This is a genomic window from Kosakonia sp. SMBL-WEM22 (genome assembly GCF_014490785.1).
Lineage (GTDB): Bacteria > Pseudomonadota > Gammaproteobacteria > Enterobacterales > Enterobacteriaceae > Kosakonia.
The window spans coordinates 1,088,652-1,111,575 of sequence record NZ_CP051488.1; the positions used below are offsets into that span (position 1 = coordinate 1,088,652).

The 22,924-nt window shown below is 56.6% G+C and carries 24 protein-coding genes; 10 read left to right on the forward strand and 14 right to left on the reverse strand.

The genetic code is table 11. The features are described 5' to 3' along the window. Nucleotides 1-680: 680 nt before the first annotated feature. Both HF650_RS05140 and HF650_RS05145 read left to right on the forward strand, forming a co-directional pair. Nucleotides 681-1,010 carry a hypothetical protein gene (locus HF650_RS05140; RefSeq protein WP_187801451.1) on the forward strand — a complete coding sequence of 110 codons (330 nt, stop codon included), beginning with the start codon at nt 681-683 and terminating at the stop codon, nt 1,008-1,010. 365 nt (nt 1,011-1,375) lie between these two features. Further along, entirely contained in the window at nt 1,376-1,645 is a 270-nt protein-coding gene (locus HF650_RS05145) for a hypothetical protein (RefSeq protein ID WP_187801452.1), read from the forward strand. Nucleotides 1,646-1,679: 34 nt separating this feature from the next. Here the strand turns inward: HF650_RS05145 and HF650_RS05150 are convergent, their stop codons facing one another. Continuing rightward, entirely contained in the window at nt 1,680-2,054 is a 375-nt protein-coding gene (locus tag HF650_RS05150; RefSeq protein WP_187801453.1) for an Imm10 family immunity protein, read from the reverse strand. A 163-nt stretch (nt 2,055-2,217) separates the two neighbouring features. Between HF650_RS05150 and HF650_RS05155 the strand changes: the two genes are divergently transcribed. Beyond that, nucleotides 2,218-2,664, forward strand: coding sequence for a DUF6756 family protein (locus HF650_RS05155; protein ID WP_187801454.1), 447 nt, complete (start codon nt 2,218-2,220; stop codon nt 2,662-2,664). 108 nt (nt 2,665-2,772) lie between these two features. On the opposite strand, the gene HF650_RS05160 is transcribed toward HF650_RS05155, so the two are convergent. From HF650_RS05160 to zinT, 6 genes are all read right to left on the reverse strand, one after another. Continuing rightward, nucleotides 2,773-3,360, reverse strand: coding sequence for a nucleotidyltransferase family protein (locus tag HF650_RS05160; RefSeq protein WP_187801455.1), 588 nt, complete (start codon nt 3,358-3,360; stop codon nt 2,773-2,775). Next, nucleotides 3,360-4,298, reverse strand: coding sequence for an XdhC family protein (locus tag HF650_RS05165; protein ID WP_187801456.1), 939 nt, complete (start codon nt 4,296-4,298; stop codon nt 3,360-3,362). Before HF650_RS05165 ends, HF650_RS05160 begins: the two co-directional genes overlap by 1 nt. A gap of 9 nt (nt 4,299-4,307) precedes the next feature. Beyond that, a complete protein-coding gene (gene paoC / locus HF650_RS05170; RefSeq protein WP_187801457.1) occupies nt 4,308-6,497 on the reverse strand; it encodes an aldehyde oxidoreductase molybdenum-binding subunit PaoC in 2,190 nt (729 codons plus the stop codon). Nucleotides 6,498-6,500: 3 nt separating this feature from the next. Continuing rightward, the gene (locus HF650_RS05175) at nt 6,501-7,451 is read right to left on the reverse strand and encodes a xanthine dehydrogenase family protein subunit M (protein WP_187801458.1); all 951 of its coding nucleotides are present in this window, start codon (nt 7,449-7,451) and stop codon (nt 6,501-6,503) included. After that, the gene (gene paoA, locus HF650_RS05180) at nt 7,448-8,002 is read right to left on the reverse strand and encodes an aldehyde dehydrogenase iron-sulfur subunit PaoA (RefSeq protein WP_187801459.1); all 555 of its coding nucleotides are present in this window, start codon (nt 8,000-8,002) and stop codon (nt 7,448-7,450) included. Before paoA ends, HF650_RS05175 begins: the two co-directional genes overlap by 4 nt. 183 nt (nt 8,003-8,185) lie before the next feature. Next, nucleotides 8,186-8,824 carry a metal-binding protein ZinT gene (zinT, locus tag HF650_RS05185; RefSeq protein WP_187802612.1) on the reverse strand — a complete coding sequence of 213 codons (639 nt, stop codon included), beginning with the start codon at nt 8,822-8,824 and terminating at the stop codon, nt 8,186-8,188. 346 nt (nt 8,825-9,170) lie between these two features. Here zinT and HF650_RS05190 point away from each other — a divergent pair, with 346 nt between their 5' ends. Both HF650_RS05190 and hutX read left to right on the forward strand, forming a co-directional pair. After that, the gene (locus tag HF650_RS05190; protein WP_023478999.1) at nt 9,171-9,344 is read left to right on the forward strand and encodes a general stress protein; all 174 of its coding nucleotides are present in this window, start codon (nt 9,171-9,173) and stop codon (nt 9,342-9,344) included. Between the two features lie 712 nt (nt 9,345-10,056). Further along, nucleotides 10,057-10,545, forward strand: coding sequence for a heme utilization cystosolic carrier protein HutX (gene hutX / locus HF650_RS05195; RefSeq protein ID WP_187801460.1), 489 nt, complete (start codon nt 10,057-10,059; stop codon nt 10,543-10,545). A gap of 1 nt (nt 10,546) precedes the next feature. Here the strand turns inward: hutX and HF650_RS05200 are convergent, their stop codons facing one another. Further along, nucleotides 10,547-10,834, reverse strand: coding sequence for a SelT/SelW/SelH family protein (locus tag HF650_RS05200; RefSeq protein WP_187801461.1), 288 nt, complete (start codon nt 10,832-10,834; stop codon nt 10,547-10,549). Between the two features lie 203 nt (nt 10,835-11,037). On the opposite strand from HF650_RS05200, the gene HF650_RS05205 reads away from it, so the two are divergent. From HF650_RS05205 to HF650_RS05225, 5 genes are all read left to right on the forward strand, one after another. After that, nucleotides 11,038-13,392, forward strand: a complete 2,355-nt coding sequence (locus HF650_RS05205) for a TonB-dependent receptor (protein ID WP_187801462.1) — start codon at nt 11,038-11,040, stop codon at nt 13,390-13,392. A 64-nt stretch (nt 13,393-13,456) separates the two neighbouring features. Beyond that, nucleotides 13,457-14,509, forward strand: coding sequence for a ChuX/HutX family heme-like substrate-binding protein (locus HF650_RS05210; RefSeq protein ID WP_187801463.1), 1,053 nt, complete (start codon nt 13,457-13,459; stop codon nt 14,507-14,509). Beyond that, a complete protein-coding gene (locus HF650_RS05215) occupies nt 14,506-15,321 on the forward strand; it encodes an ABC transporter substrate-binding protein (RefSeq protein WP_187801464.1) in 816 nt (271 codons plus the stop codon). Before HF650_RS05210 ends, HF650_RS05215 begins: the two co-directional genes overlap by 4 nt. Then, nucleotides 15,321-16,316: an iron ABC transporter permease gene (locus HF650_RS05220; protein ID WP_187802613.1), complete on the forward strand. Its 996-nt coding sequence runs from the start codon at nt 15,321-15,323 to the stop codon at nt 16,314-16,316. Before HF650_RS05215 ends, HF650_RS05220 begins: the two co-directional genes overlap by 1 nt. Then, complete coding sequence (locus HF650_RS05225; protein ID WP_187801465.1) at nt 16,309-17,088, forward strand: heme ABC transporter ATP-binding protein; 780 nt, start codon at nt 16,309-16,311, stop codon at nt 17,086-17,088. Before HF650_RS05220 ends, HF650_RS05225 begins: the two co-directional genes overlap by 8 nt. A gap of 799 nt (nt 17,089-17,887) precedes the next feature. On the opposite strand, the gene HF650_RS05230 is transcribed toward HF650_RS05225, so the two are convergent. The 6 genes from HF650_RS05230 to HF650_RS05255 all read right to left on the reverse strand — a co-directional run bounded on the left by HF650_RS05230 (nt 17,888) and on the right by HF650_RS05255 (nt 22,815). Further along, entirely contained in the window at nt 17,888-18,727 is an 840-nt protein-coding gene (locus tag HF650_RS05230; RefSeq protein ID WP_187801466.1) for a glycosyltransferase family 8 protein, read from the reverse strand. Next, complete coding sequence (locus tag HF650_RS05235) at nt 18,724-20,106, reverse strand: D-arabinono-1,4-lactone oxidase (RefSeq protein WP_187801467.1); 1,383 nt, start codon at nt 20,104-20,106, stop codon at nt 18,724-18,726. The genes HF650_RS05230 and HF650_RS05235 overlap by 4 nt, the downstream gene beginning before the upstream one ends. Nucleotides 20,107-20,212: 106 nt before the next feature. Then, nucleotides 20,213-21,172 carry a D-2-hydroxyacid dehydrogenase gene (locus HF650_RS05240; protein WP_187801468.1) on the reverse strand — a complete coding sequence of 320 codons (960 nt, stop codon included), beginning with the start codon at nt 21,170-21,172 and terminating at the stop codon, nt 20,213-20,215. Between the two features lie 85 nt (nt 21,173-21,257). Further along, nucleotides 21,258-21,797, reverse strand: coding sequence for a 2-oxo-tetronate isomerase (locus HF650_RS05245; protein WP_187801469.1), 540 nt, complete (start codon nt 21,795-21,797; stop codon nt 21,258-21,260). Between the two features lie 57 nt (nt 21,798-21,854). Further along, entirely contained in the window at nt 21,855-22,304 is a 450-nt protein-coding gene (locus HF650_RS05250; protein WP_187801470.1) for a YetF domain-containing protein, read from the reverse strand. 10 nt (nt 22,305-22,314) lie between these two features. Next, on the reverse strand, nt 22,315-22,815 hold the full coding sequence (locus HF650_RS05255; RefSeq protein ID WP_187801471.1) for a hypothetical protein: 501 nt from the start codon (nt 22,813-22,815) through the stop codon (nt 22,315-22,317). Nucleotides 22,816-22,924: the final 109 nt, after the last annotated feature.

Here is a 22,924-nt window from a genome sequence, read left to right on the forward strand (position 1 = left end):
CCATCCTGCAAAACTATATATCAATGATTTTTGTGCACTATCGATAAATTAATTAAAAAGATTTAATACCTTCAGACCAGTCGTAATTTTTTGTCAGTAGTGTTGTCCCGGAGGCCTGAGTACAGGCCTCGGCGGACGCGCCAAATTTATATTCAAAGCGCAGCCTTAAACTCAGCGGGTAAACGATCCCTGTTAACCTCAACAGGTTTGTTTATCTCTCTGTGCTTCGTTGTTTTATCAACATCGACTGTAAGCGGTTTTCTCTGGCAGGATTACCGCCTGCTGCAGAAGCAGCACCAGGCAGGCCAGTGCTGCTCGTATATTCACGACCCGAATGAGGCATGCAGCGCGCTGGCACGGGGCGACCATCTGCAGGGCGACACGGCCGGGCGGTAGCGTGCGACCTGAACATTAAAAGGTCACCTGATTTTAATCATCAATTGAAAACTGAATCACCAGAGATTTAATAGTATTTTCGTCTCATTAAAGATAGCGAAAAAAAGTGCATGAAGAAATATTGAAAAAGTGTTATGTATACCGAGGTGAAGGCGTCCTGTATGAACCAGAGAACGTGAATAGTATTTTGTTGAAAAAGGTGAGTGTCTGATAATTCATATAATAGTGAGTTTTTGCGCCGCAACAATAATGCATACACGCTTTTATTTTGAGAGGATAATTTTATGGTAGTCAATGAGAAAGATTTAAGAAACGCAGGTTTTAGCGAGCAGGATATTGAAAATCTGAAGCGAAGGCGCTCTCATGAAGGGGGCTCCCTTGCGGAGATCATCTCGGCTCTTTCCTGCCGTTTCAGGGTTTCAGTATGGATTACTATCCTCCTTATATTTGTAATGTCAGTTGTGCTGATATGCGGAAATTCCACCCATATTATTTCTGGTGGGGTTGGTGTTGTCATCGCGCTCGCTATTATATGGACGACGTTCTCTGTTTCTCTTGGTATAAAAGCCAGTCGGTTGCAGAAAAATAAATCAGCCAAAAAAGAAGGACGATAAATTATCCCAACATCAACCTTAACGCTCGGTTAAATCGAGGGACGCTGCTGTCACAACTAAATACTACTTTTTTGCAACTGTAGTACTGTTGCAGCTCTGATATTCACTAGATGGTACGGCCTGTTCATGTCTCTCATTATAGCCTTTAACGCGTTTTTGAACATTCGAGCTTCAGCCAAAGATCAGAACAGAACAATGAAATGCTCGTTAAAAATTATGCTACTTGCAACCGAGAGATGACAGGTGACAGCGCTTAATAAGCGACCAGCTAATTTAATATTTTAGCAAAGCCTGCTTTATGACTTGCTATATTCCGACATCTCTTTTTATATCAACGTGTGAATTATGTAATCAAGGATCCCGCATTGATCTCCGAAACTCAAGCCATTGAGATCGCAAGAGCCTATGCCGCGCAGAGCGGGCGCGGGTGGGATGAGCACGCTCATCACGCGACGGTCATCACCTTATTCGGCGAGCCGGTGTGGATGATCGCCACCACTGATGTCGAATACTCCACGGAACTTCCGTGGCTGATGACCCATCTGCCAAACCCCCGCTATTACTACATCAGCATGGTCGAGGCGAAATGCATCGCGGTGGGCCACCGGGTGAATCAATACCAGCGCGTACGCTGAGCCAGGCTGCTTTGCACACCCACACATTGCGTTATTAAAGTTGCAACCTCACTTTGCTGCCCGCAAATAACTCAAGCAAAGCTGTTTTCAACTCACCGCTGTTTTGAACAGCAGAAATCTTCGCGCAATACTCCCTGTAACCTGCCTGATGCGCCGCAGCCTCGTTCAGCCTAATCGTTAATGTATCCACGCTGAGCGTAACGGCTTCTATTGCCGCCGCCAGTTCATAGGCGGTGTCGTCGCTCTGAAACCCGATGCACTCATCAATAGCCAGATCATCTTCATCAAATCGCCCGATGATAAAAAAATGCTGCGGGTCGTGTGCATCGTCTCCTACGCCAAGGGTGAGCACCTCATCTTCGTTAAGGCGTTTCACACAAACGGCAGTAAACGTTTTTTTTCCGAACATCTTCTCCCCGGCTTTAGCGTTATGTTTTATGATTATTCATCGTACAACCGAAGCAAGAGAGGATAAGCTAAATCTTAGTTGAAATATATTATAAAGATACAATAGTTGAATGCGATTTTGATTAAAGGGAGGTTTTATTTAAATGAAATTAAGAGGAGAGCTAATGTTGGATGACAACATATCAGGATTAAAGAAGGAGATTGAAAGTGCTCTCACAGCGCTGAATATTGATGAGCGTAGTGTTGATAATGCCGAGTTTATGTTGAATGCCATCAAGCATAAATTTGTTGCAGGCGATCCGCGAGCGTGGTGGCTATCTTTGAAAAATAAAATAGAGGCTCGTTTTTTTGAAGATAACGCAGGCTATAAATGCATTCCAGAAATTGCTAACACCCGCTTTCAATGTTCTTATGATGAAGATGTTTTTTTAGTGGTCGATATGGATAATGAAATAAGTCACCTATATTCTATTCCTGTTAAGGTGTTAACCTCTCTTATCGAAGCGTGTCGCTATTTTGAGTATTACGTCGTCGCGAAAGATCTCTCCTGGTTAATTTGCGAAAATGATCACGGTGAGATCATTACGTGCAAAGCACCTAATCATTCATAGGGCACGCTGGATAGACAAGTTAAAACCATTGTGATTACTTTGTTTACACGCATAGAGCGAGGTGGTTGACTTACAGCGCTTTATTTTGCTTTTTTGAACATTTATTTCTCACAATTCCTCTTTATCAGATACATGTGGAACGCGATTGTTTTCTTGCGTACTTAATACCTCTACTCTGCGCAAATCCACCAGCGTATCAATATCCTCAATAATCCCCACATCCTCTAGCGGCAGATCCAGCACCTCGCTGCGCGCTCTTGCCTGCTGCACAATGCTTTTTGCGCCGCTATCGCCAGTTAATCCCCGCAGAGCAGGGAAGTAGCGGCGGGAAAACGCGACCGGATGGCCCTGGCATTGCTGATACCACGGCACCACCAGCGGTTTTTCACCTAACCCTTCGGCGACGCGCAGCAACGATTCTGGTGCGATCAGCGGCAGGTCGGCGGGCAGAATCAGCCAGCCGGATGCAGTCGATGTGGCGTTAACACCCAGTGAGATAGAGTCGCCCATCCCGCCCGTGCCGCCCGCAGGGCGAACAAGGTGCCAGCTGAGTCCGGCGCGCTCTACTGCATGAATCACATGTTCCAGCACCGTGCGCTCACCGAGGGGCGTATCAAGCTTATGGCGTTGCGCGCCGGAGGCGAGAAAGCGCGCGCCGCGACCCGCGGCAAGAATAATGACAACCGGTGCAGCCATCAGCTTTCGTCCGCTGCAAGCTGCGCGGCGGCGACATCCGCCAGCACCGAGAGCGCCAGCGAATGCGCATCGCGCGCTTTCGGGAAAATGCCAATCGGTGCTTTGATGCGCGCAATGTCAGAGGGCGAAAAACCGAGTTCACCCAGCTTTTGCGTGCGTTTTTGATGGGTGCGATAGCTGCCGAGCGCGCCGATGTAAAAAGGGTGCGCGCGGAGCGCCACCTCTAACACTGGCAGTTCGCGATGCAGATCGTGTGAGAGCAGGATCACTGCCGTCTGCGTATCGATCTGCGCGCCATCCGTTAGTGTCTCCACTGGTTGCACATCATAGCCAGAAGCGCGAGCGAGGCTGGCAGTAGCCTGCGCCTCAATTGAGCGACCAAAGACCATTACCCGCACGCGCGGGCGGTAGGCGACGGTAAAGACCCCCTCCTCCCAGCCGCTTTCGGTCACGCCTGTCACGCACTCGAGCTGCTCACGGGCGGGATGGTAGCGCAGCGCAGCGGGCTGGCGCTGCGCAAGCAGGTTCAGCACCGCCAGCAGCGGTTGCGCGCTGCGCAGGCGATGAATGTGCAGCGTGATGCCACCGCCGCAGGGGAGCACAATGTCGAACCACGGCGATCCCTCGCCGTAGCGCACCACGCGATCTTCAACGCAGGCGATGGCCGCCATTGCTTCAAAGGCGGCGGCAGACTCCACGCAGCCGCCAGAGACGAAGCCGCAATAGCCGCCATCTTCCCGCACCACCATTTGCGCGCCCGTCGCGCGTGCTGCGCCGCCGCGAATGCCGGTCAGTGTCACCAGCGCCGTCTCCATGCCCGCGCTGAGCGCGTCAACGGCAAAGCGCAGGATCTCTTCGCTATCATCGGTTAGCAGCGCCTGCTGCGGCGTCAGCAGCGCTTCATCCGCCGTGGCGGGGGCCAGAGTGGTCTGCTCCATGGCGGCTCCTCAGGCCATATCCGGCAAGGCGTCGAGCAGCTTATCGAGCGTAACCGGGTAATCCCGCACCCGCACGCCGGTCGCGTTGTAGATCGCATTGGCGATTGCCGCGCTGACGCCGCACAGCCCCAGTTCGCCCACGCCTTTGGCCTTCATCGGCGAGGAGATGGTATCGGTGTCGTCGAGGAATATCACCTCCTGCTCAGGCACGTCGGCATGCACCGGCACCTCGTAGGTCGCCATATCGTGATTGACGAAATAGCCCTTGCGCGTATCCACCGCCAGCTCCTCCATCAATGCGCCGCCGAGACCCATGGTCATCGCGCCAATCACCTGGCTGCGCGCGGTCTTCGGGTTGAGGATGCGTCCGGCAGCACACACCGCCAGCATGCGGCGCACGCGCACTTCGCCGGTTGCCGCGTTGACGGCGACCTCAACAAAGTGCCCGGCGAAGGTGGATTGCTGATACCGCTCATCCAGATCGCCAAACTCGATAGTGTCTTCTGCGCTGAGCGCCCCCGCGGCTTTTAGCGGTGCGCTGTGATCGCCCACGCTTACCGTCTGCTCGGCAAACACTGCTGAGGTAGGGTCAAAGCCAACTTTTTTGGCGATAGCTTCACGCAGCTTGACGCAGGCGGCATAGACGCCAGCAGTGGACGTGTTGGCACCCCACTGCCCACCGGAACCAGCAGAGACCGGGAAGCCGGAGTCGCCAAGTCGCACCTCAACATGGGAGAGCGGCACGCCGAGCATCTCGGCAGCGGTCTGGGCAATGATGGTGTAGCTGCCAGTGCCAATATCGGTCATATCCGTCTCTACCGTCACCCGGCCTGCATCGTCGAGGTGTACGCGCGCGCCGGACGGGGCGAGCAGGTTGTTACGAAAACCTGCGGCTACGCCATAGCCGACCAGCCAGCCTCCGTCCCGCGTCTGGCCGGGGGTCGCATTACGCTGCGACCAGCCAAAGCGATCCGCGCCAGTACGCAGGCACTCCACCAGTTGGCGGCGTGAGAAGGGGCGCTGTGGATCTTTTGGGTCAACCTGCGTGTCGTTGAGAATGCGAAACTCAACCGGATCGACCCCGGCTCGCTCTGCCATTTCATCAATGGCAATCTCGAGCGCCATCATGCCGGGCGCTTCACCCGGTGCGCGCATGGCGTTGCCCTCGGGTAAATCGAGGGTCGCCAGCCGTAAACCGGTATGGCGATTCGCCCCCGCGTAGAGCAGCTCGGTCTGGTTCACCGCCGTCTCCGGCGTCCCGCCCGGCAGGTTGCCGGACCAGCTGTCGTGGGCGATGGCAGTGATTTTGCCCTGCCGATCGGTACCGATACGAATGTGCTGAATAGTCGCCGGGCGATGGGTAGTGTTGTTCGGAATCATCGGGCGCGGCAGCATCACTTTCACCGGGCGCTGCAAGGCGCGAGCGGCGAGGGCAGCCAGCAGCGCATCGCTGCGCAGAAAGAGTTTGCCGCCAAAGCCACCGCCGATGTAGGGCGAGATGATGCGCACGTTCTCTTCCGGCAGATTGAGGGTAGCGGCCAGATCGGTTCGGCACCAGGCGACCATCTGGTTGGAAGTCCACACCGTTACTTTATCCCCTTCCCAGACGGCCATTGAGGCGTGCGGCTCCATCGCCATATGGCTCTGATCCGGCGTGGTGTAGATGGCGTCGAGTTTCACCTCGGCGCAGGCCCAGGCAGCGTCATAATCGCCGCTGTTTTTATCCGGCGCGCTCTCCGGCGCGCTGTTGACGCTGGGTTTTTCCGCTGCCAGATCGTAAGCACCGTTTTCGCGCTGGTAAGTGACCTCCACCAGCCCGGCGGCGGCACGCGCCTGCTCAAAGGTTTCAGCCACCACCAGCGCCACGGCCTGGTGGTAGTGCTCAATCTGCGGGCCGCCAAGCAGCGTGGCGGCATTGCGTTCGCCTTTGCCCAGCGGGCCGGCGTTATCGGCGGTGATGATCGACAGCACGCCCGGTGCGTTGCCTGCAGCATCACAGTTAATCTCGCTGATCTTGCCTTTCGCAATGCCTGCGCTAACGATATAGCCATAGGCAACATTGGGCAGCACATCATGCCACTCGTAGGCATAGTGGGCGCGGCCGCTCACTTTTAGCGGGCCGTCGATGCGATCATGGGGCTGACCGACCACTTTCAGTTGATCAATCGGGTTCTCACCTGCCGGTTTCTCAAATTTCATCGTTTACGCCCTCGCTTCCGACAACACCGAGGCGAGCGTGCGCTTCGCCAGCGTCAATTTAAATGCATTCTCAGCCGTGGGCTGCGCGGTGGCGAAGAGCTTGTCATACACCGCCTGCGCCCCCTGCGGCAGCGCCGCATCCGCTTCGGCAAGCCGCCACGGTTTGTGGGCCACGCCGCCGATGGCGACGCACCCGCTGCCGTCCGGGTGGACAATCGCCGCCACGGATACCAGCGCAAACGCATAGGAGGCGCGGTCGCGCACTTTACGGTAGATATGCGTTCCACCCGCGGGCGGCGGCAGGGTGACGGCAACAATCAGTTCGCCAGGCTGCAACACCGTCTCGAGATGGGGCGTATCGCCCGGTGCGCGATAAAACTCCGCCAGCGGGATTTGGCGCTCGCTACCATCAGGGTTGACGGTCTCAACTACCGCATCAAGCAGTTGCATAGCAACCGCCATATCGCTCGGATGGGTGGCAATGCAGGATTCGCTGGCACCGACCACCGCAAGCTGACGGCTGTAACCGCCCAGCGCCGAGCAGCCGCTGCCCGGTTGGCGTTTGTTGCAGGGCTGGTCGGGATCATAGAAGTAGGGGCAGCGTGTGCGTTGTAGCAGGTTGCCTGCGGTGGTCGCCTGGTTACGCAATTGACCAGACGCACCGGCAAGCAGGGCGCGGGAGAGCACGGCATAATCGCGGCGCACACGCTCATCGGCGGCGAGATCGGTGTTGCGCACTAGCGCGCCGATGCGCAGGCCGCCCTCAGCGGTTTCTTCAATGCTATCGAGCGCCAGGCCATTGACATCAATCAGATGGGTCGGCGTCTCAATCTCAAGCTTCATCAAGTCGAGCAGGTTAGTGCCGCCCGCGATAAATTTCGCCCCCGCTGTGCGCTGCGCGCTGGCAGCCGCTTCGGCAGGGGTGGTGACCCGCTCATAGCTGAAAGTCTTCATTGTTTCTCCCCGGCGGTCTCTTCAATCGCTGCCAGAATATTGGCGTAGGCACCGCAGCGGCAGATATTGCCGCTCATGCGTTCACGGATCTCATCTGCCGTCATCTCTGGCGGAGAGACAAGATCGAGGGTCACATGGCTGGGAATGCCCTGCTCAATCTCTTGCAACATGGCGACGGAGGAGCAGATCTGCCCAGGCGTGCAGTACCCGCACTGGTAGCCGTCATGTTTAACAAAGGCCGCCTGCATGGGATGGAGCTCGTCCGGCGAGCCGAGTCCCTCAATGGTGGTGACCTCGGCACCCTGCTGCATCACCGCCAGGGTGAGGCAGGAGTTGATGCGACGGCCATTAACGATCACCGTGCAGGCGCCACACTGACCGTGATCGCACCCTTTCTTGGTGCCAGTCAGGTGTAGCGTTTCACGCAGTGCATCAAGAAGCGTGGTGCGGGTATCAACCTCAAGCTGTCGGCGCTCGCCGTTGACAGTTAAGGACAGCGGGATCATTTCCGGGGCGCGGTGCGCGTCCGGGGTGTTGCCTTGGTTGCTCATACCAGGCCTCCAGTCATCAATGCGGGTGAATAAAAGGGGTGTGCTTATAACGGTGTTATCGTTTTTTTAAGCTTTAAGCATAGACGTCACTCAGCAGAGGATTACTCCTAAATCATCTGCGCGGGAAAAACGGGGGGAGCAGGGGGGAGAAGCGGGCGGCAGCGGTGGCCGCCCGCAGAGAAATCAGTGATGCAGCATCTCGTCGACGATTTGCTCTTTAGTCATATTGTAAGGGTAGTAGGTTGGCCAGTTATCCATCTCTTTCAGCAAGGCTTCCTGGGATTGATTACCCATGAAAATGTGAAAATGCTGAGACTGGCGCGGGGCGATGGTGTGATCGCTAAACTGCACATACTTCGGCGCTTTTGAGCTGGCATCTTTACACTCGAAGAGATAACGCACACCCTTTTTGCCCGAAGCGTAGGTCAGGATCTTGTAACCGGCGTAATCATAGCGGCAGCTGTTAACGGTTTTGCCGGTGTGAAACTCCATCACGTTGTTTTCAATGCCGATGGTATCAACATCCGTGGCATAGCCTTTTTTGTAATAGGCGCGGTACTCCTCTACCGTTTTATCGCCATGCTGCGCCTTTTTCTGCAGCACGGGATCGAGATCGCCGCTCAGCAGGTAAGGGTTAACGGATTGCCACACCCCATCCCAGTCTGAAAGGGGGCGATCTTTCACGTCTTTATCATCAATAACCCCTTCGCTCGCTTTACGCTCCACTTCCGTCAGCGGTTTGCCGTGGTGATGCCCATGAGCAAAGCTCTGTGCGCTCAGTAGTAGCGCGCCCATTCCCAAAGCAAAAGCCGTTCTCTTCATCATCGGTGTCACTCCCTGGTTACGTTTGTCATAAATTGAAATGTTATATTATAACAAAAACAAACACCAGCCCCACTGGAGAGTGGCAGCAGGTGGCGGGTGACAAACCGTGTGATTAGTACACTAAACGCAGCGGTAAAATAAATTTAGCATTACGCTACGCTATTTTTCTTCATAAACCAGAGAGATAGAGGAATTAAAAAAACAGGGTTTGTTAAACGCGGTTTAAATTAACGGCTGCGCTTTGACATAAATTATGTTTATAGCCAGACTTAATCGTGAAAGGCGATTAATATGACGCTGATGTCATATTGATTATTTTTGAAACGACAGATGGAGAAATAACATGGCCGAGCATAGAGGCGGTTCCGGTAATTTCGCTGAAGATCGTGAGAAAGCCTCAGAAGCAGGGCGTAAAGGCGGGCAGCAGAGCGGTGGGAACTTCAAAAACGACCCAGAGCGCGCGTCCGAAGCCGGTAAAAAAGGCGGACAGAATAGCAACAGCAGCAATAAAAAATAGTGGTGCCGTTGCTGTTTTAGCCTAAAGTTTAAAATTTATTTTTAAACGCTAGCGAGTCGGAAACGGCTCGCTTAATTATTTGTATTGATGGTAGGCTCTGCCAGGATATATAAAAACCCTTCCTGAGTTATTCATTGTTATATATTTTTTTAGTGGTATTTGCGGGCAAAAAAATCCCTCAGGTATAGGAAATCCGATCTGCGCCTGAGGGTATGCAAATGCATCTTCGTTACTAACAATGAGTTGGCGATCTATGCACAATTTGAATACCAGCATAGGCTGCTAAAACCCGCATTTGTAATGAAATTTTACGCTCTTCACGAATAAATTATTTCATGAATAAATATTTGAAAATACGAAATTTTTAGCTATGTGGCCGGTTTTTTGAACCGATTCAGCTTACTTTTTCTCCACAAACGAGTGATTTTTAACCCTCTGCCGCCTGGTTTAACCCTCGTTACCTATCTATATTTACTAAACATACATTCGCAAAAGGAGGTTTTGTGTTCACTATTGAAAAAGATGATCCACGCGAAGCGCCGGAGTCCGGCGACAAAAAACCGCAACCGGTTAAAAAATAGTCAAAAGGTCGCTTCGGCGGCCTTTTTTAATGCGGGCTAGCTCGCAGTTTTGTTTCAGAGCAAATGATAGTTATTCTCATTAATCGCTGCGGTGGAGAGGTGGCGAAGGAAAACTCAAAAAGGAGATAGAGATGATGGAGAAGAGCTTACAGGAGTTTCTGCACAGCGAGCCGGATTGCATACTTGAACATGTCGCCCGCCATTACCAGACCACGCTGCTGGAAGTGGTACGGCAGCTGCCGGGCAGTAAGATGATTGCCGGTACCCACTTTGATGAGGTGTGGCAAGAGGTCACCACCTGGGGAAGGGTATTGCTACTGATCCATACTGAAGATGTGATCCTTGAGTGCAGTATCGCTCTGCCGCCGGGTTTTTACAGCCACGGTTACTTCAATTTGCAGGGCAAAGAGCAGGTATCGGGCCATATCAAGGCCGGGCACTGTTGCAACATCGCGTTTATAGAACGCAAGTTTATGGCAATGGATGCCGCTACCATCCTCTTTTTCAACGCTGCCGGCAGCGCGATGCTGAAAATTTTCGTTGCCCGCGACGATCGCCACCAACTTATTCCACAGCAGTTGGCGGCGTTCCGTGCGTTAAGGCAGACCCTGGCGCAGTAAACTACTCGCTGCGCTTCTCAACATGACCGAGCGGTTTTTCCGGAAAGCAGCAGTCGCGCACGCGGCGCTTGAGCTCTGCGGCATCGGGAAAACCGCCCTCCAGCTTACGATCCCAGATGATAAAGCCATCGGCTTCGATGACAAAAATGCCGCCGGTACCGGGAGTCAGCGTGACAGAGCCTAAATCAGTACTGAAAGTATGGAGCAGCTCCTGCGCCATCCAGCTGGCTCGCAGCATCCAGTTGCACTGAGCACAGTAGTGCAGCGTGATGACAGGTTTAGTGGACATAATTTCATCCCCCGCAGGAAAAAAGGTCAGCAAAGTGTAGGCAATATGATGAGATTATGAAATCGTTGCAAGTGATAATGGTTATCATTATTATCCTGCCCATAACAGAGAGTCGATGCCTGGCCCGTGCGGCTGGTGTACGGTTCCGCTGATTCCTGGGAGTTGATGTGAGCCCGATGATAATAATTCAAAGGCACACACTTATGACGACTACACCCTTTTGCCAGCTACGCTTCAGAAACCGCGTGCTGGTTACCTCATTCCTGACAACGCTTACGCCCACTGCGACTTTTGCGGCAGAAACTCTCCCACGCGACGAACACGATCGCGCCGAAGAGATGGTCATCACCGCACCTGCACCACGCCTCAAGGCCGGCAGCGATCGCACCATCGGTGCTGACGCACTGCAACACCAGGGGGCGAATGATTTTGGATCGATTATGCGTTATGAAACGCTGATCGGTGCCACCGGCGCAGGAGGTGGTTCCGGCAATGGTAAAAGCGGTTTCGACCGCGGCGGCTATACCGGCTATAACATTCGTGGCCTTGAGAGTAACCGCGTAGGTATTGATGTTGACGGCATTCCCCAGCCGGAAGCGACCGGACGCAGCTACGCCGGGCGCGCCGGGCTTAACACCTTTGGCATCGGCCGCGACTATATTGACCCCTACCTTTACGGTAGCGTGGCAATCCAACCGGGTGCGACCTCTGCGGAACAAGCCAACACCGCCATCGGTGGCAATGTCTCGTTTCGGCCAAAATCTGCCGATGACTACCTGCATGAAGCGAAGCAGCACTACGCGGGCTACCAGAGTGATTATGACTCTGTAAATCGCAGCTGGCACAACGGCGTAACGGCAGCGGCAGGGGATGAGAGTGCGCGCGGGATGGTGATTTACAGCCGCCGCGACGGCCAGCAAACGCGCAACAACAGCGACAGGATTGGCGCTTATCCTGCTAACTGGCACTCCGATGCGCTGCTGCTCTCTGGTATCCTGCAAGCCTCCGGGGCACACAAACTGACCTATACGGCGGACTATTACCACAAAACGACGCATACCCATTTCGATGCCTGGAGCCGTGACGGCAATACCATCATTGGCAATGCTCAACAAGATAGCCGTACCCGGCGCTGGGGCATCAGCCTGAAAGATGACTGGACCCCCCTTGATGCGTGGGTCGATAGCGCCTCGACAAAGCTCTATTTGCAGCACACCGAGGCGCATGACCGGACGTGGATACCGGACAGCACCACCCGCATTCCGGGCAACGTCTACTCCAACTACAACACCGATACGGTCGGCATTCAGCATGCGCTGGCGAAAAGCATCGGCCGCCACGAGCTACGCGCCGGCTTCAATGCCAGCAGCAGCAAAACGCAGCGCCCATTCCGCCAGCAGCCCGCGGCAAATACCTTCAATGCGATTATGCAGCCTGAAGCCGACAGTAAAAGCGAGATCCTCGGCGCATTTGTGCAGGATCAGATCAATTTCGCCGCCGCAGGCCACAATGTTGCCCTCATTCCCGGCGTACGCGTGATGTATCAGTCCATGAAGCCGGAGAACCTCGCGAGCCTGACCACTACCAGCCGGGTGCTGAACACGCAAGACGTCGCCGGGCTGTACCACAAAAACAGTGACACTGAGTGGTTACCGTCACTGACTTTCCAGTATGAGATCACCCCTCGTTTAATGAGCTATCTGCAATACCGGCGCGGGGCGCAGTTCCCCAATGCCAGCCAGCGCTATGGCTCCTGGAATCTCGGCTCTAACTATGCCGGGCGTGCGCAGTATGCGCTGATCGGCAATGCGGCGCTAAAAACCGAAACCAGCGATAACCTCGAGTGGGGGCTAAAAGGCGAGATGGTGCAGGGCGTCACGCTGCGCAGTGCGCTCTTCTACAACAGCTACAAAAACTTTATCGCTTACACCCGCTATCGCCGCGCCGACAGCCCGGCCAACTTTGCCAATGTGCCGTCGAACATCTACACCAGCTATCAGGCGGAAAACCGCGACAAAGCCTTTATCTACGGCGGTGAAATCAGCGCCACGCTTGATGTTGGCACTTGGTTTGAAGAGGTAGACGGGCTGCGCGCGACGCTCGCTTATGGCTACGCCGAGGGGAAAGCTAAATCACGCTATCTGGGCGACGCTTACCGCGATCTCGACAGCGTCGCGCCGATGAAAGCGATTATCGGCCTCGGCTGGGACGATCCGGCAAAACGCTATGGCACCGCGCTGACCGCTACTTTTGTCAAAGGCAAGCGCGCTACCACCACCAGCCGCGAAACTTACCAGAACAGTGGCATGCCGATCGCTACCGCCGAAAGCCGTTATATGCGCGTACCCGGTTATGGTGTTGTCGACCTGAGCGCCTGGTGGCAGGTGGCGAAGCAGGTGAAGATTAACGGCGGCGTCTACAACCTCACCAACCGCAAATATTGGGACTACCTCAGCAGCCGTACGCAGGAAATGAGCACCCTTCAGGATAGCTATGACAACGCGCTGGCCGTAATGCCAGGGCGCAGCTGGCAGCTGGGCGTCAATATTGATTTTTGACCGGGCAGCCTGTTACCCCCGGCATGCGCCGGGGACGTTAAGCCACATAAAGGACGTGAAAAATATGCCTGTATCTTCAAAGGATTATGCCGCCATCTGGCAGGAGTATCAGTTAATCAGAGCGCTTGAACCGGCAAAAAGCGCCAGAGATATCGCTTTCCAGCTGGCGATAAGCGAAGCGGAGCTGGCCGAGGCGCGCGTTGGTTACGATGCGGTACGCCTCGAGGGCACGGTGCGTCATATTTTCAAAGCGCTGGAGAGCGCCGGCGAAGCCAAAAGCATCTGTCGTAATGAATACGCCGTTCATGAGATGACCGGGCGTTTTACCAATCAACATATCAGCGACCGCGCCGGGGTAGTGCTCAACCCGCGCGGCCTCGATCTACGTCTCTTTATGAGCCAGTGGGCCTGCGCCTACTACCTGCGGGAGCAGGGGCCAAGAGGCGAGCGGCGTAGTATTCAGTTTTTTGATCATCAGGGCGATGCGCTGCTGAAAATCTACGCTACGCCCTACACCGACGCCAGCCAGTGGGATGAAATCGTTGAGCGCTTTAGCGTGCGCCGTCAGGTACCACTCTCCATTTTCGCGGCCGAGAGCAAATTTTACGACGATGCGCCCGATGCCGAGGCAGTCGATCACGACTGGCGGGAGATGACCGATGTACACCAGTTCTTCAACCTGCTGCGCAAGCACAACATCTCGCGCCAGCAAGCTTTCCGACTGGTGGGCGACGATCTCGCCTGTCAGGTCAGCAACGACGCACTGCCCGCACTATTACAACAGGTGCAGCAAGAGGGCAACGAAATCATGATCTTTGTCGGCAACCGTGGCTGCATCCAGATCTTTACCGGCGCGCTGGAGAAGTGCGCGCCGGTGGGCGACTGGCTAAGGGTGATGAATAAAATTTTCACGCTGCATCTGCGCGAAGGAGGGATCCACGAAAGCTGGGTCACGCGCAAGCCGACCGCTGATGGGCATGTCACCAGCCTGGAGCTGTTTGCTGAAGATGGTACGCAAATCGCGCAGCTTTATGGTCAGCGCAGCGAAGGGGATCGCGAGCAGGCATGCTGGCGCGGACAAATTAACGCGCTGACGCCGTGGAGGGAAAAGGCATGAAAATCGTCGTAATGCTCTTACTGGTACTGCCCCTGCTGGCGGTGGCCGAGCCAAAAATTGTTGCCCTTGGCGGCGATGTCACGGAGATCGTCTATGGGCTTGGCGCCCAGAGCCAGCTGGTCGGGCGCGACAGCACCAGCACCTGGCCTGCTGAGGTAAAGCAGCTGCCGAATGTCGGTTATGTTCGCCAGCTGAATGCGGAGGGCATTTTGTCGCTGCGGCCCACCATTGTGCTGGCGGGCAGCCAGGCGCAGCCCTCGCTGGTATTGAAAAGCGTGCAGGATAACGATGTCTACATGGTGCCGGTGCCGGGCGGGTATACGCTCTCAGAGATCGACAAGAAAGTCGTGGTGATCGCCCGCGCGCTTGGCAAAAACGAAGAGAGCCTGGCGGTGCGCAAAAAGCTGGCGACGGAGATTGCCGCACTGCCCACCTCACCGCTGGATAAAAAAGTGCTCTATATTCTCAGCCACGGCGGCATGGGCACACTGGTGGCGGGAAGAGAGACGGCGGCAGATGGTGCCATCCAGGCGGCCGGGCTTAATAATGCGATGCAGGGCTTTTCCCACTACCGCGCGATGTCGCAGGAGGGCGTGATCGCCAGCCAGCCGGATCTGGTGCTGATCTCTGCCGACGGCGTGAAGCACCTGGGCGGCGAGGAGAACATCTGGCTCTTACCGGGCCTCGCGCAAACGCCTGCCGGGCGCAACAAACAGCTGTTGATTGTCGATGAAGCCGCGCTACTGGGCTTTGGTCTGCGCACACCACAGGCGCTGCTGGAGCTGCGTAAAAAAGCGGAGCAGCTACCGTGATAACCCGAGCGGCTTCCCGAGTCCTGTGGGGACTTTTGCTGCTGACGGCGGCGCTCTTGCTCTTCGCCTCCACGCAGGGGTCGATGGAGATATCCCTTGCCAGCCTATGGCAGGGGGATGATCACGTGCTGCGCCAGATCTGGTTCACTATTCGCCTGCCGCGCGTGCTGCTGGCGCTGCTTATCGGCGCGGCGCTGGCGCTCTCCGGCTGCGTCATGCAGGGGCTGTTTCGTAACCCGCTGGCCGATCCGGGATTACTTGGTATCAGCAGCGGCGCGGCGCTGGTTGTCGCCTGCTGGCTGGTGCTGCCGCTGTCGGTACCGCTACTGATTGCCCTCTATGCGCCGTTGGTCGCCGCTTTTATCGGTAGCCTGGTCGTGATGGTGGTGATCTTTTTACTCAGCAAAGCGGGCGAAAGCGCGCTGTCGCGGCTGCTGCTGGTGGGGATCGCCATCAACGCCCTGTGCGGCGCGGGCGTTGGCGTGCTGGCGTGGATCAGCAACGATGCGCAGCTGCGCCAGCTTTCGCAGTGGGGAATGGGCAGCCTCGGGCAGGCGCAGTGGCCAACGCTCATTGTTACGGCGACCCTGATCCTGCCCGCCATGCTCGGGATCTGGCGGGTGGCGAAACAGCTCAACTTCCTGCAACTCGGCGAGGAGGAGGCGCACTATCTGGGCGTTGATGTGCGGCGTTTACAGAGGCGGCTGCTGCTTTGTAGCGCGCTGCTGGTAGCGGCCTCTGTCGCTATCAGCGGCATCATCGGTTTTGTCGGGCTGGTCGTACCGCATCTGATACGCATGGGATTAGGCCCCGATCATCAACACCAGATCCCCGGCTCGCTGCTGGCGGGGGCAAGCCTGCTGCTGCTGGCCGATACCGCCGCCCGCACGCTGGTCGCGCCTGCCGAGATGCCGGTCGGCTTACTGACCAGCCTGCTCGGCGCGCCGTGGCTTTTATGGCTCATTTTTCGTCAGCGGAGCGCGCGCTATGGATAACGGTTTTATTGCCCACCAGGTGCAATTCAGGGTCGGGCAGCGGCAGCTGGTGGATGATATCTCCCTCACGCTGCCGCCGGGAGAGGTGGTGGCGCTGATTGGCCCGAATGGGGCGGGCAAATCGACACTTCTGCGTCTGCTGACCGGCTTTCTTACCCCCTCGCACGGCGTCTGCTCTCTGGCAGGGAAATCGCTTGCAGCCTGGCCTTCGCAGGCGCTATCGCGCCACCGGGCGGTGATGCTGCAACATCACGCCCTGGGCGTGGAGTGGGCCGCGGAGTCGGTGGTGGCGATGGGGCGCGCGCCGTGGGGGGAGAGGCATGCGTGCGATATCGTGCGCAAAGTGATGCGCTTAACCGGCTGCGAAACACTGATTGGGCGCCGCTTTGTCACTCTATCGGGCGGCGAGCAGCAGCGGGTGCAGCTGGCGCGTAGCCTGGCGCAGCTCTGGCGCAACGGCGCGCCGGAAGGGTGGCTGTTTCTGGATGAACCAACCTCGGCGCTCGATCTCTACCACCAGCAGCAGCTGCTGCGCCTGCTTAAATCCCTGACGCAGCGTGCCCGGCTGCATGTCTGCGTAGTGCTGCACGATCTGAACCTCGCGGCGCTGTGGGCCGATCGCATTGTGCTGTTGCATAAGGGGAAGATAGTGGAGCAGGGAACGCCGGTGCAGGTGCTGCAACCAAAGGTTATTACCAAATGGTATGGCGCTCAGGTGCATGTGGCGCCGCATCCGGATGGGCAGACGCCGCAGGTGTTTCTCTGTGTTTAGGGGGCGGCTGAAATGGCTCAGGCTGGATAAGCGGTACGCGCCATCCGGCAATGGGGTTGGCTCGGTCGAATGGTTCCCGTAGGCCGGATAAGGCGCAGCCGCCATCCGGCGATGGGGTTGGCACTCATGCTTGATGGGTGGAAGGGTTCCGTTCACCATGCGTTCGGGAGTTTCATTTACCTCTTATGCGGTGAACGGGATAAGGGAAGCGGCCGCGCTCCCCTTATCAATCCCCGCGGCCCCGCGAGGAAATCGGTGCTGCGCACTGCGCTCACCTCCCGCCTGCCTGACTGCGGCCGGCTCGACTCGACTTACTCGTTCCATTCTGGAACGAGTCCCTGTCTCGGTTCGCCTCTGTCCGCCATCCATGGCGTCCAGACCTTGTCATTCCCGCTTCGGTTCGCCGATTTCAGCGGGGACACAACCCCATCGCTGTGAGATCTTGCGTGAAAGCAATATCAGTGTTGCTGTAGATGCGTTTTTGTAGGCCGGATAAGGCGTAGCCGCCATCCGGCAATCGATGCCGCGGAGATAATGCCGGATGGCGCTGGCGCTTATCCGACCTACGCCGTTTCAGCGGGCTCCGTTTTGTAGGCCGGATAAGGCGAAGCCGCCATCCGGCAATGGTGCGGCGGTGATAATGCCGGATGGCGCTGGCGCTTATCCGGCCTACGCCGTTTCAGCGGGCTCCGTTTTTGTAGGCTGGATAAGGCGGAGCCGCCATCCGGCAATCGGTGCCGCGGAGGTAATGCCGGATGGCGCGTACCGCTTATCCGGCCTACGGTTTGTTTCTCAACAATTACGCCTCGGCGGGGGCATGTTGCCACCACATTTTGTGCAGGTCGTAATACTTATCGCCCGGTTCGGGGTATTTGTCCCACGGTTTATCGATGATGTAATGGATATTCTTCACCTGCGAGAGATCCCACATCTGCGGATGCTGCTTCGGCAGCGTTTTCAGGGCGTTATAGCCATAATGCAGCGGCAGCCAGCGGTCGCGGAACACCTCGTTGAGGAAATCCTGCTCGGCGAAGACCCACTCGGCGATATCCTCTTTCGCCGCCAGCTTCGCCATCATCGCGTCATAAACGGCGCGGTCCGGCGTCAGCACCAGAAAACCGCCGTTCAGGTAGTTATCGACCGAAGCAGGCGGTGCGGCGTTCATCTGCGCATCTTTAACCCAGCTGTAGTAGCAGTTATCCGGCTGCCAGCTGTCGGGGTAGGTAGCGATATGGTTCGGATTGCAGCGGCAGGCGTGGCAGGCGGCAAGCATCCCTTTGGCGAGCGGCAGCTCAAACACTTCATCTATGTTCTGCACCACCAGCATATCGGCATCGAGAAACGCGACGCGCTGATACTCCGTCAGCGTCCAGACCGCCAGCTTGCTCCACACCTCGGCGAAACGGGCATTGGCGTAGCGATGGGCAAGGGCGGGGTTCGGGCCGACGATCGGCACTTCACGCACTTCACACCCTTGCGCCTGCAGCTGCTGGCGCGTGGCGGCATCGATAGTCTCCGTCACCATTACCACCAGCGGCCATGGCGAGCCGCTGTCGCGCAGCGACTGCTGCAACGTTTCCACGCCGGGAAGGTAGCCCGGCTGCGTTAATAGCGTGACCCAGGCGAACGCGGCGCTCATGACAGCACCTCGGCCATAAAGCGGTTCATAAACTTCCCGTCAGGATCGAAGCGGCGGCGCACGGCTTTAAACGCCTCAAACTGCGGGTAGAGCGCGGGCCAGTTGTAGAGAGAGGGGTCAAAATATTTGCCCCAGTGCGGTCTGCCGCCCTCTTCGGCGAGCAGTTGCTCCGCCGCGCGTAAAAAGGCGGTTCCCTCTTCGGAGAGAGAGCCATCCTCGGCGTAATAGACGACAAAACCGAAGAAGCAGGTCGGCTCGCCGCCGGCCGGACTAAGCCAGGCGCTGGAGGCCCCGGTGCAGCGCAGGATAATCGGGTAGTGCATATGCGGCTGTGACTCGCTGTGCCACGCTTTCATGCGTGCAATCACCGCCGCGACGCGCGACATCGGAATACCGATTTCAATATTGATCTGCGGTGTGGCGATGCCGCGACAGAAGACCTGGTAGATATCGCCGATCACATCGGTAAAGTCTTTAAAGCGCGTAACGGTGCGAAACGGTTTGCCATTCTCATCGACAATGCGGGTGTCATCGCGCATCTGCGCCAGGGTTTTATCCACCGTGGCATTCATCTGCTCGTCGGTCTCCTCCATCTCCACCAGCTCGCCGTGGTTATCACGCCATAACGCCTGTTCCTCGGCGGTCGCTTCGCGCGCGTTCCAGGTGTGAACCTTGTTCTCATCCGGGAACCACCACGCTTTGCTGAAGGTCCACTCCTCGTTCCAGTCGATGAGATCCTCGGCGAGGTTATCGGCGCTGCCTGCGCTCTTAAAGCAGGTGTAGATCGTGGAAGGACGGGTGCGCAGCGTCACGGCAGTGATTACACCGAGGGTGCCGAGCGCCTGTTGCGCGGCATCAAAGGCCGGATCGTCTCGTTCAATGTCGTGCGCTTCACCGTGGGCATCAATCAGGCGAATAGCGAGCGCTTCATCCGCCAGCGAACTCTGCCCCATGCCCTGACCGTGGGTGCCAGTCGACACTGCCCCCGCGAGGGTTTGTGAATCGATCACGCCCGGAGAAGCGTGCAGCATGCGATTCATACTGGTCAGGGTTTCAAACACCTCATGCAGCACGGTTCCGGCGGCAAAAGTGACACTCTCGTCGGTCACCGCCAGCACGCCGCGCAGGCGTGAAAGGTCAATCAGCGTATCGCCTGGCTCGCTTAACTTCAGCATTCTGCCAGGCGACATGCGGCTGCCCATTACGCGGATTCGCCCCGTTGCGGCAGCAATCATCTGCTGCAACTGCGCTTCGTTTTCCGGTGTTGCAACGGCCTGAGCGGGTGCCAGCGTGGCATTTTTTGCCCAGTTTACAACTATGTTCTCATCAGAGGTTTGCTGTGGCAGGCGAGGTGGAAAAAGAGCCTGTATCGTTGTCATTGGCATCTCCTTGCGCAATATTTTTGTAATGATTTATCAAGCGTAGCTCATCATGTAAAAGTGTGACGTGAGTCGCTTATTTTCGTGCGAACTGCTCATCCTGAAGCTACTGATCGACACGATTTTGTGGTTCGCCCTTGATAAACGCCCGCACATTCTCCACCGTGGTGGCGAGAATGCGCCCGCGGGCATCGACGGATGCCCAGGCGATATGCGGCGTGATAATGCAGTTTTTCGCATTAAGCAGCGGGTTGTCTGCGCCGGGCGGTTCGCTGCTTAACACATCCACCGCCGCTCCGGCAATACGCCCTTCGTTAAGGGCGGCGGCAAGATCCGCCTCGTTAATCAGATCCCCGCGCGAGGCATTGAGCAGCAGCGCGCTGCGCTTCATTTTCGCCAGCGCCTCACGGCCGATCATCCCTTTGGTTTGCGGCGTCAGCGGGCAGTGAAGGCTGATCACATCCGCCTCAGCGTAGAGGGTGTCGAGATCGACATAGCGCAGCTGCGCGCTCTCCGGCTGCGGGCGTGAACGGGTAGAGTGGGCCAGCACCGTCATACCCATCGCCTGGGCAATAGCGCCGAATGCCTGACCGATGCGACCATAGCCGATAATGCCGACGCGTTTGCCCGCCAGCTCGACCATCGGTTGCAGCCAGTAACACCAGCTTGCTGCTTTACTCCAGCCCCCGGCATGCACATCGGCGTCATGTTCACCGACGCGGTTGCAGAGGGCCAGCAACAGGGCGGTGGTGAATTGCGCTACGGTAGCGGTGCCGTAGGTAGGCACATTGGCAACGACAATTTGCCGGGCGCGGGCGGCCTCAAGATCGATGATGTTGTAGCCGGTGGCGGTGACGGCGATACATTTAAGCCGTGGGCAGTGGGCGAGCAGCTCTTCGCTAAACGCCACTTTATTGGTGATGGCGATATCCGCATCGTGCAGACGCTGCGCGGCTTTATCGGCTGGCGTAGTGTCATAAACCGTTACTTCGCCCAGCGCATGCAGTGGATCCCAGCTAAGATCGCCGGGGTTAAGCAGACCGCCATCCAGCACAACTATTTTCATTTTTTCCCCATTCGGTCATGACAGTGTCGCAATAAAAATGCCGAACCCTATCGTCCGGCATTCGCACCCAGGAAGCAAATTGCAATCAATCACTTAATAGCGTAATCACTCCCGCCAGCCCATATTTCACCGCCTGCTCAATCACCTCTGTGGTGTCGCCTTCGAAGAGGCATTTGACGGTGACCGGTTCGCTATCCGGCAGGCCCCAGCCAAACCACACGGTGCCGGCAGGCGTGCCATCTTCGCCGCCGTCGGGGCCGGTGTAGCCAGTCACGGCAATGCTGACCGGCTCGTGGCTGGCGTCACAGGCACCTTGCGCCATTTCAAAAGCCGTCTGTTGGCTAACCGCCGTCCAGCGCGCCAGCGTCTCTTTTTTCACCTGCAACAGCGTCTGTTTCGCTTCATCGGTAAAGGTGATAAACCCGCTGCCGTAAAACTCCGGCGTGCTTTCGCAGGCGCAGAGCGCGGTGGCGATCTGCCCGCCGGTGCAGGACTCGGCGGTAGTGACGCGCAGGTTTTTATCGCACAGAAGCGTACCCAGCCTGTCGGCCAGATCGCTAATCTCAAGCTTTAACAGCGGGGCGACGCGCTCGCGTTGTAATGCGGTAGTGGTTTCGCTCTTCATTTCACTCCCTTCCATCCGAAAGAAAATTCTGCCTGGCAAAAGTATAGCAGCGCACTTTTAAGGCGAATTTTTCGCAATGATCGAGATATGACCATTGCGTTCCAGAATGGCGAACTTAATCTCTGCGAGATCGACAATGCCCTGGTTATTGCGCGCCGAGAGCATAATATCGGCGCGGGAGATATCCGCTTCGCGCATCTTCTCCGGCAGCATTTCGCCGTTCTCGACCAGCACCACTGGCGTGCCATCGATAAAGTTTTCTGCTCCTTTCACGTACTTTTTAAGCTTGCCAAACAGAATATCCACCGCCACCAGCGTGATGATGGTCAGCGCCGCACCGGTGACAGAGAAGTCGTTGCCGAGCAGCGCCTGCTGCGTCGCCTCACTGATGATCAGCAGCAAAATGAGATCGAAGGAGGTCATCTGCAATAAGGCTCGCCGACCGGCGATTTTAAACACCACCATCAACACCAGGTAGATTGCTACCGCGCGTAATACCATATCCATCGCCGTCTCCTCAGGGCCAGATAAACTGTTTCACTGCCAGTTGGGTGGTGCCATTTAATGAGAGACGCAATTCACTGCTGCCAGGGGTTTGCGGTGTCAGCCCAAGCCAGACGGTAAAAGTCTGGTCGGGATCAGGGCGGGCATACTCCAGCACCAGTTCGCCGTTCTGGCTGGTCATCTTTTCCGGCTGCGGTTGCAGGGTGCGGATCTCGAAATCCTGCATAAAGTTGCCGCCGAGGATAAAAACGGTGCGGCGTTCGTTCGAGGCGTGGGCGGTGAGTTGCATATCAATATCGCTTTGCAGACGGGCATAGCGGTCATACTGCACTGTCAGTTTGCCATCAATGCTGTGGGCGCTTCGTGCGCTGAGCCACCCCTGGGAAAAGAGGCCGAGCAGCCCGGCAATCACTACGGCGAACAGGATTACAGAGCCAATGCGCTGCACCTTTGTTTCAACATGCAGCCAGAACGGACTGTCAGCTACCGGATAGCGGTGCGACTTCTTCTCCATCTCTCCTCCACGGTGTCGGTGGAAACCACGTAAAAAGAGTGTAGATGAGGCGGGGGGAAAGGGGGATACAGGCCGAAGCCGCTGAAACCGCGTAGGCCGGATAAGCGTG

What these genes read in the sequence shown, in the direction of transcription:
- HF650_RS05140 (WP_187801451.1), top strand. Translation starts at nt 681, where the DNA reads ATGGTAGTCAATGAGAAAGATTTAAGAAACGCAGGTTTTAGCGAGCAG.
- HF650_RS05150 (WP_187801453.1), bottom strand. Translation starts at nt 2,054, where the DNA reads ATGTTCGGAAAAAAAACGTTTACTGCCGTTTGTGTGAAACGCCTTAAC.
- HF650_RS05155 (WP_187801454.1), top strand. Translation starts at nt 2,218, where the DNA reads ATGTTGGATGACAACATATCAGGATTAAAGAAGGAGATTGAAAGTGCT.
- HF650_RS05160 (WP_187801455.1), bottom strand. Translation starts at nt 3,360, where the DNA reads ATGGCTGCACCGGTTGTCATTATTCTTGCCGCGGGTCGCGGCGCGCGC.
- HF650_RS05165 (WP_187801456.1), bottom strand. Translation starts at nt 4,298, where the DNA reads ATGGAGCAGACCACTCTGGCCCCCGCCACGGCGGATGAAGCGCTGCTG.
- paoC (WP_187801457.1), bottom strand. Translation starts at nt 6,497, where the DNA reads ATGAAATTTGAGAAACCGGCAGGTGAGAACCCGATTGATCAACTGAAA.
- HF650_RS05175 (WP_187801458.1), bottom strand. Translation starts at nt 7,451, where the DNA reads ATGAAGACTTTCAGCTATGAGCGGGTCACCACCCCTGCCGAAGCGGCT.
- paoA (WP_187801459.1), bottom strand. Translation starts at nt 8,002, where the DNA reads ATGAGCAACCAAGGCAACACCCCGGACGCGCACCGCGCCCCGGAAATG.
- zinT (WP_187802612.1), bottom strand. Translation starts at nt 8,824, where the DNA reads ATGAAGAGAACGGCTTTTGCTTTGGGAATGGGCGCGCTACTACTGAGC.
- HF650_RS05190 (WP_023478999.1), top strand. Translation starts at nt 9,171, where the DNA reads ATGGCCGAGCATAGAGGCGGTTCCGGTAATTTCGCTGAAGATCGTGAG.
- hutX (WP_187801460.1), top strand. Translation starts at nt 10,057, where the DNA reads ATGATGGAGAAGAGCTTACAGGAGTTTCTGCACAGCGAGCCGGATTGC.
- HF650_RS05200 (WP_187801461.1), bottom strand. Translation starts at nt 10,834, where the DNA reads ATGTCCACTAAACCTGTCATCACGCTGCACTACTGTGCTCAGTGCAAC.
- HF650_RS05205 (WP_187801462.1), top strand. Translation starts at nt 11,038, where the DNA reads ATGACGACTACACCCTTTTGCCAGCTACGCTTCAGAAACCGCGTGCTG.
- HF650_RS05210 (WP_187801463.1), top strand. Translation starts at nt 13,457, where the DNA reads ATGCCTGTATCTTCAAAGGATTATGCCGCCATCTGGCAGGAGTATCAG.
- HF650_RS05215 (WP_187801464.1), top strand. Translation starts at nt 14,506, where the DNA reads ATGAAAATCGTCGTAATGCTCTTACTGGTACTGCCCCTGCTGGCGGTG.
- HF650_RS05225 (WP_187801465.1), top strand. Translation starts at nt 16,309, where the DNA reads ATGGATAACGGTTTTATTGCCCACCAGGTGCAATTCAGGGTCGGGCAG.
- HF650_RS05230 (WP_187801466.1), bottom strand. Translation starts at nt 18,727, where the DNA reads ATGAGCGCCGCGTTCGCCTGGGTCACGCTATTAACGCAGCCGGGCTAC.
- HF650_RS05235 (WP_187801467.1), bottom strand. Translation starts at nt 20,106, where the DNA reads ATGACAACGATACAGGCTCTTTTTCCACCTCGCCTGCCACAGCAAACC.
- HF650_RS05240 (WP_187801468.1), bottom strand. Translation starts at nt 21,172, where the DNA reads ATGAAAATAGTTGTGCTGGATGGCGGTCTGCTTAACCCCGGCGATCTT.
- HF650_RS05245 (WP_187801469.1), bottom strand. Translation starts at nt 21,797, where the DNA reads ATGAAGAGCGAAACCACTACCGCATTACAACGCGAGCGCGTCGCCCCG.
- HF650_RS05250 (WP_187801470.1), bottom strand. Translation starts at nt 22,304, where the DNA reads ATGGATATGGTATTACGCGCGGTAGCAATCTACCTGGTGTTGATGGTG.
- HF650_RS05255 (WP_187801471.1), bottom strand. Translation starts at nt 22,815, where the DNA reads ATGGAGAAGAAGTCGCACCGCTATCCGGTAGCTGACAGTCCGTTCTGG.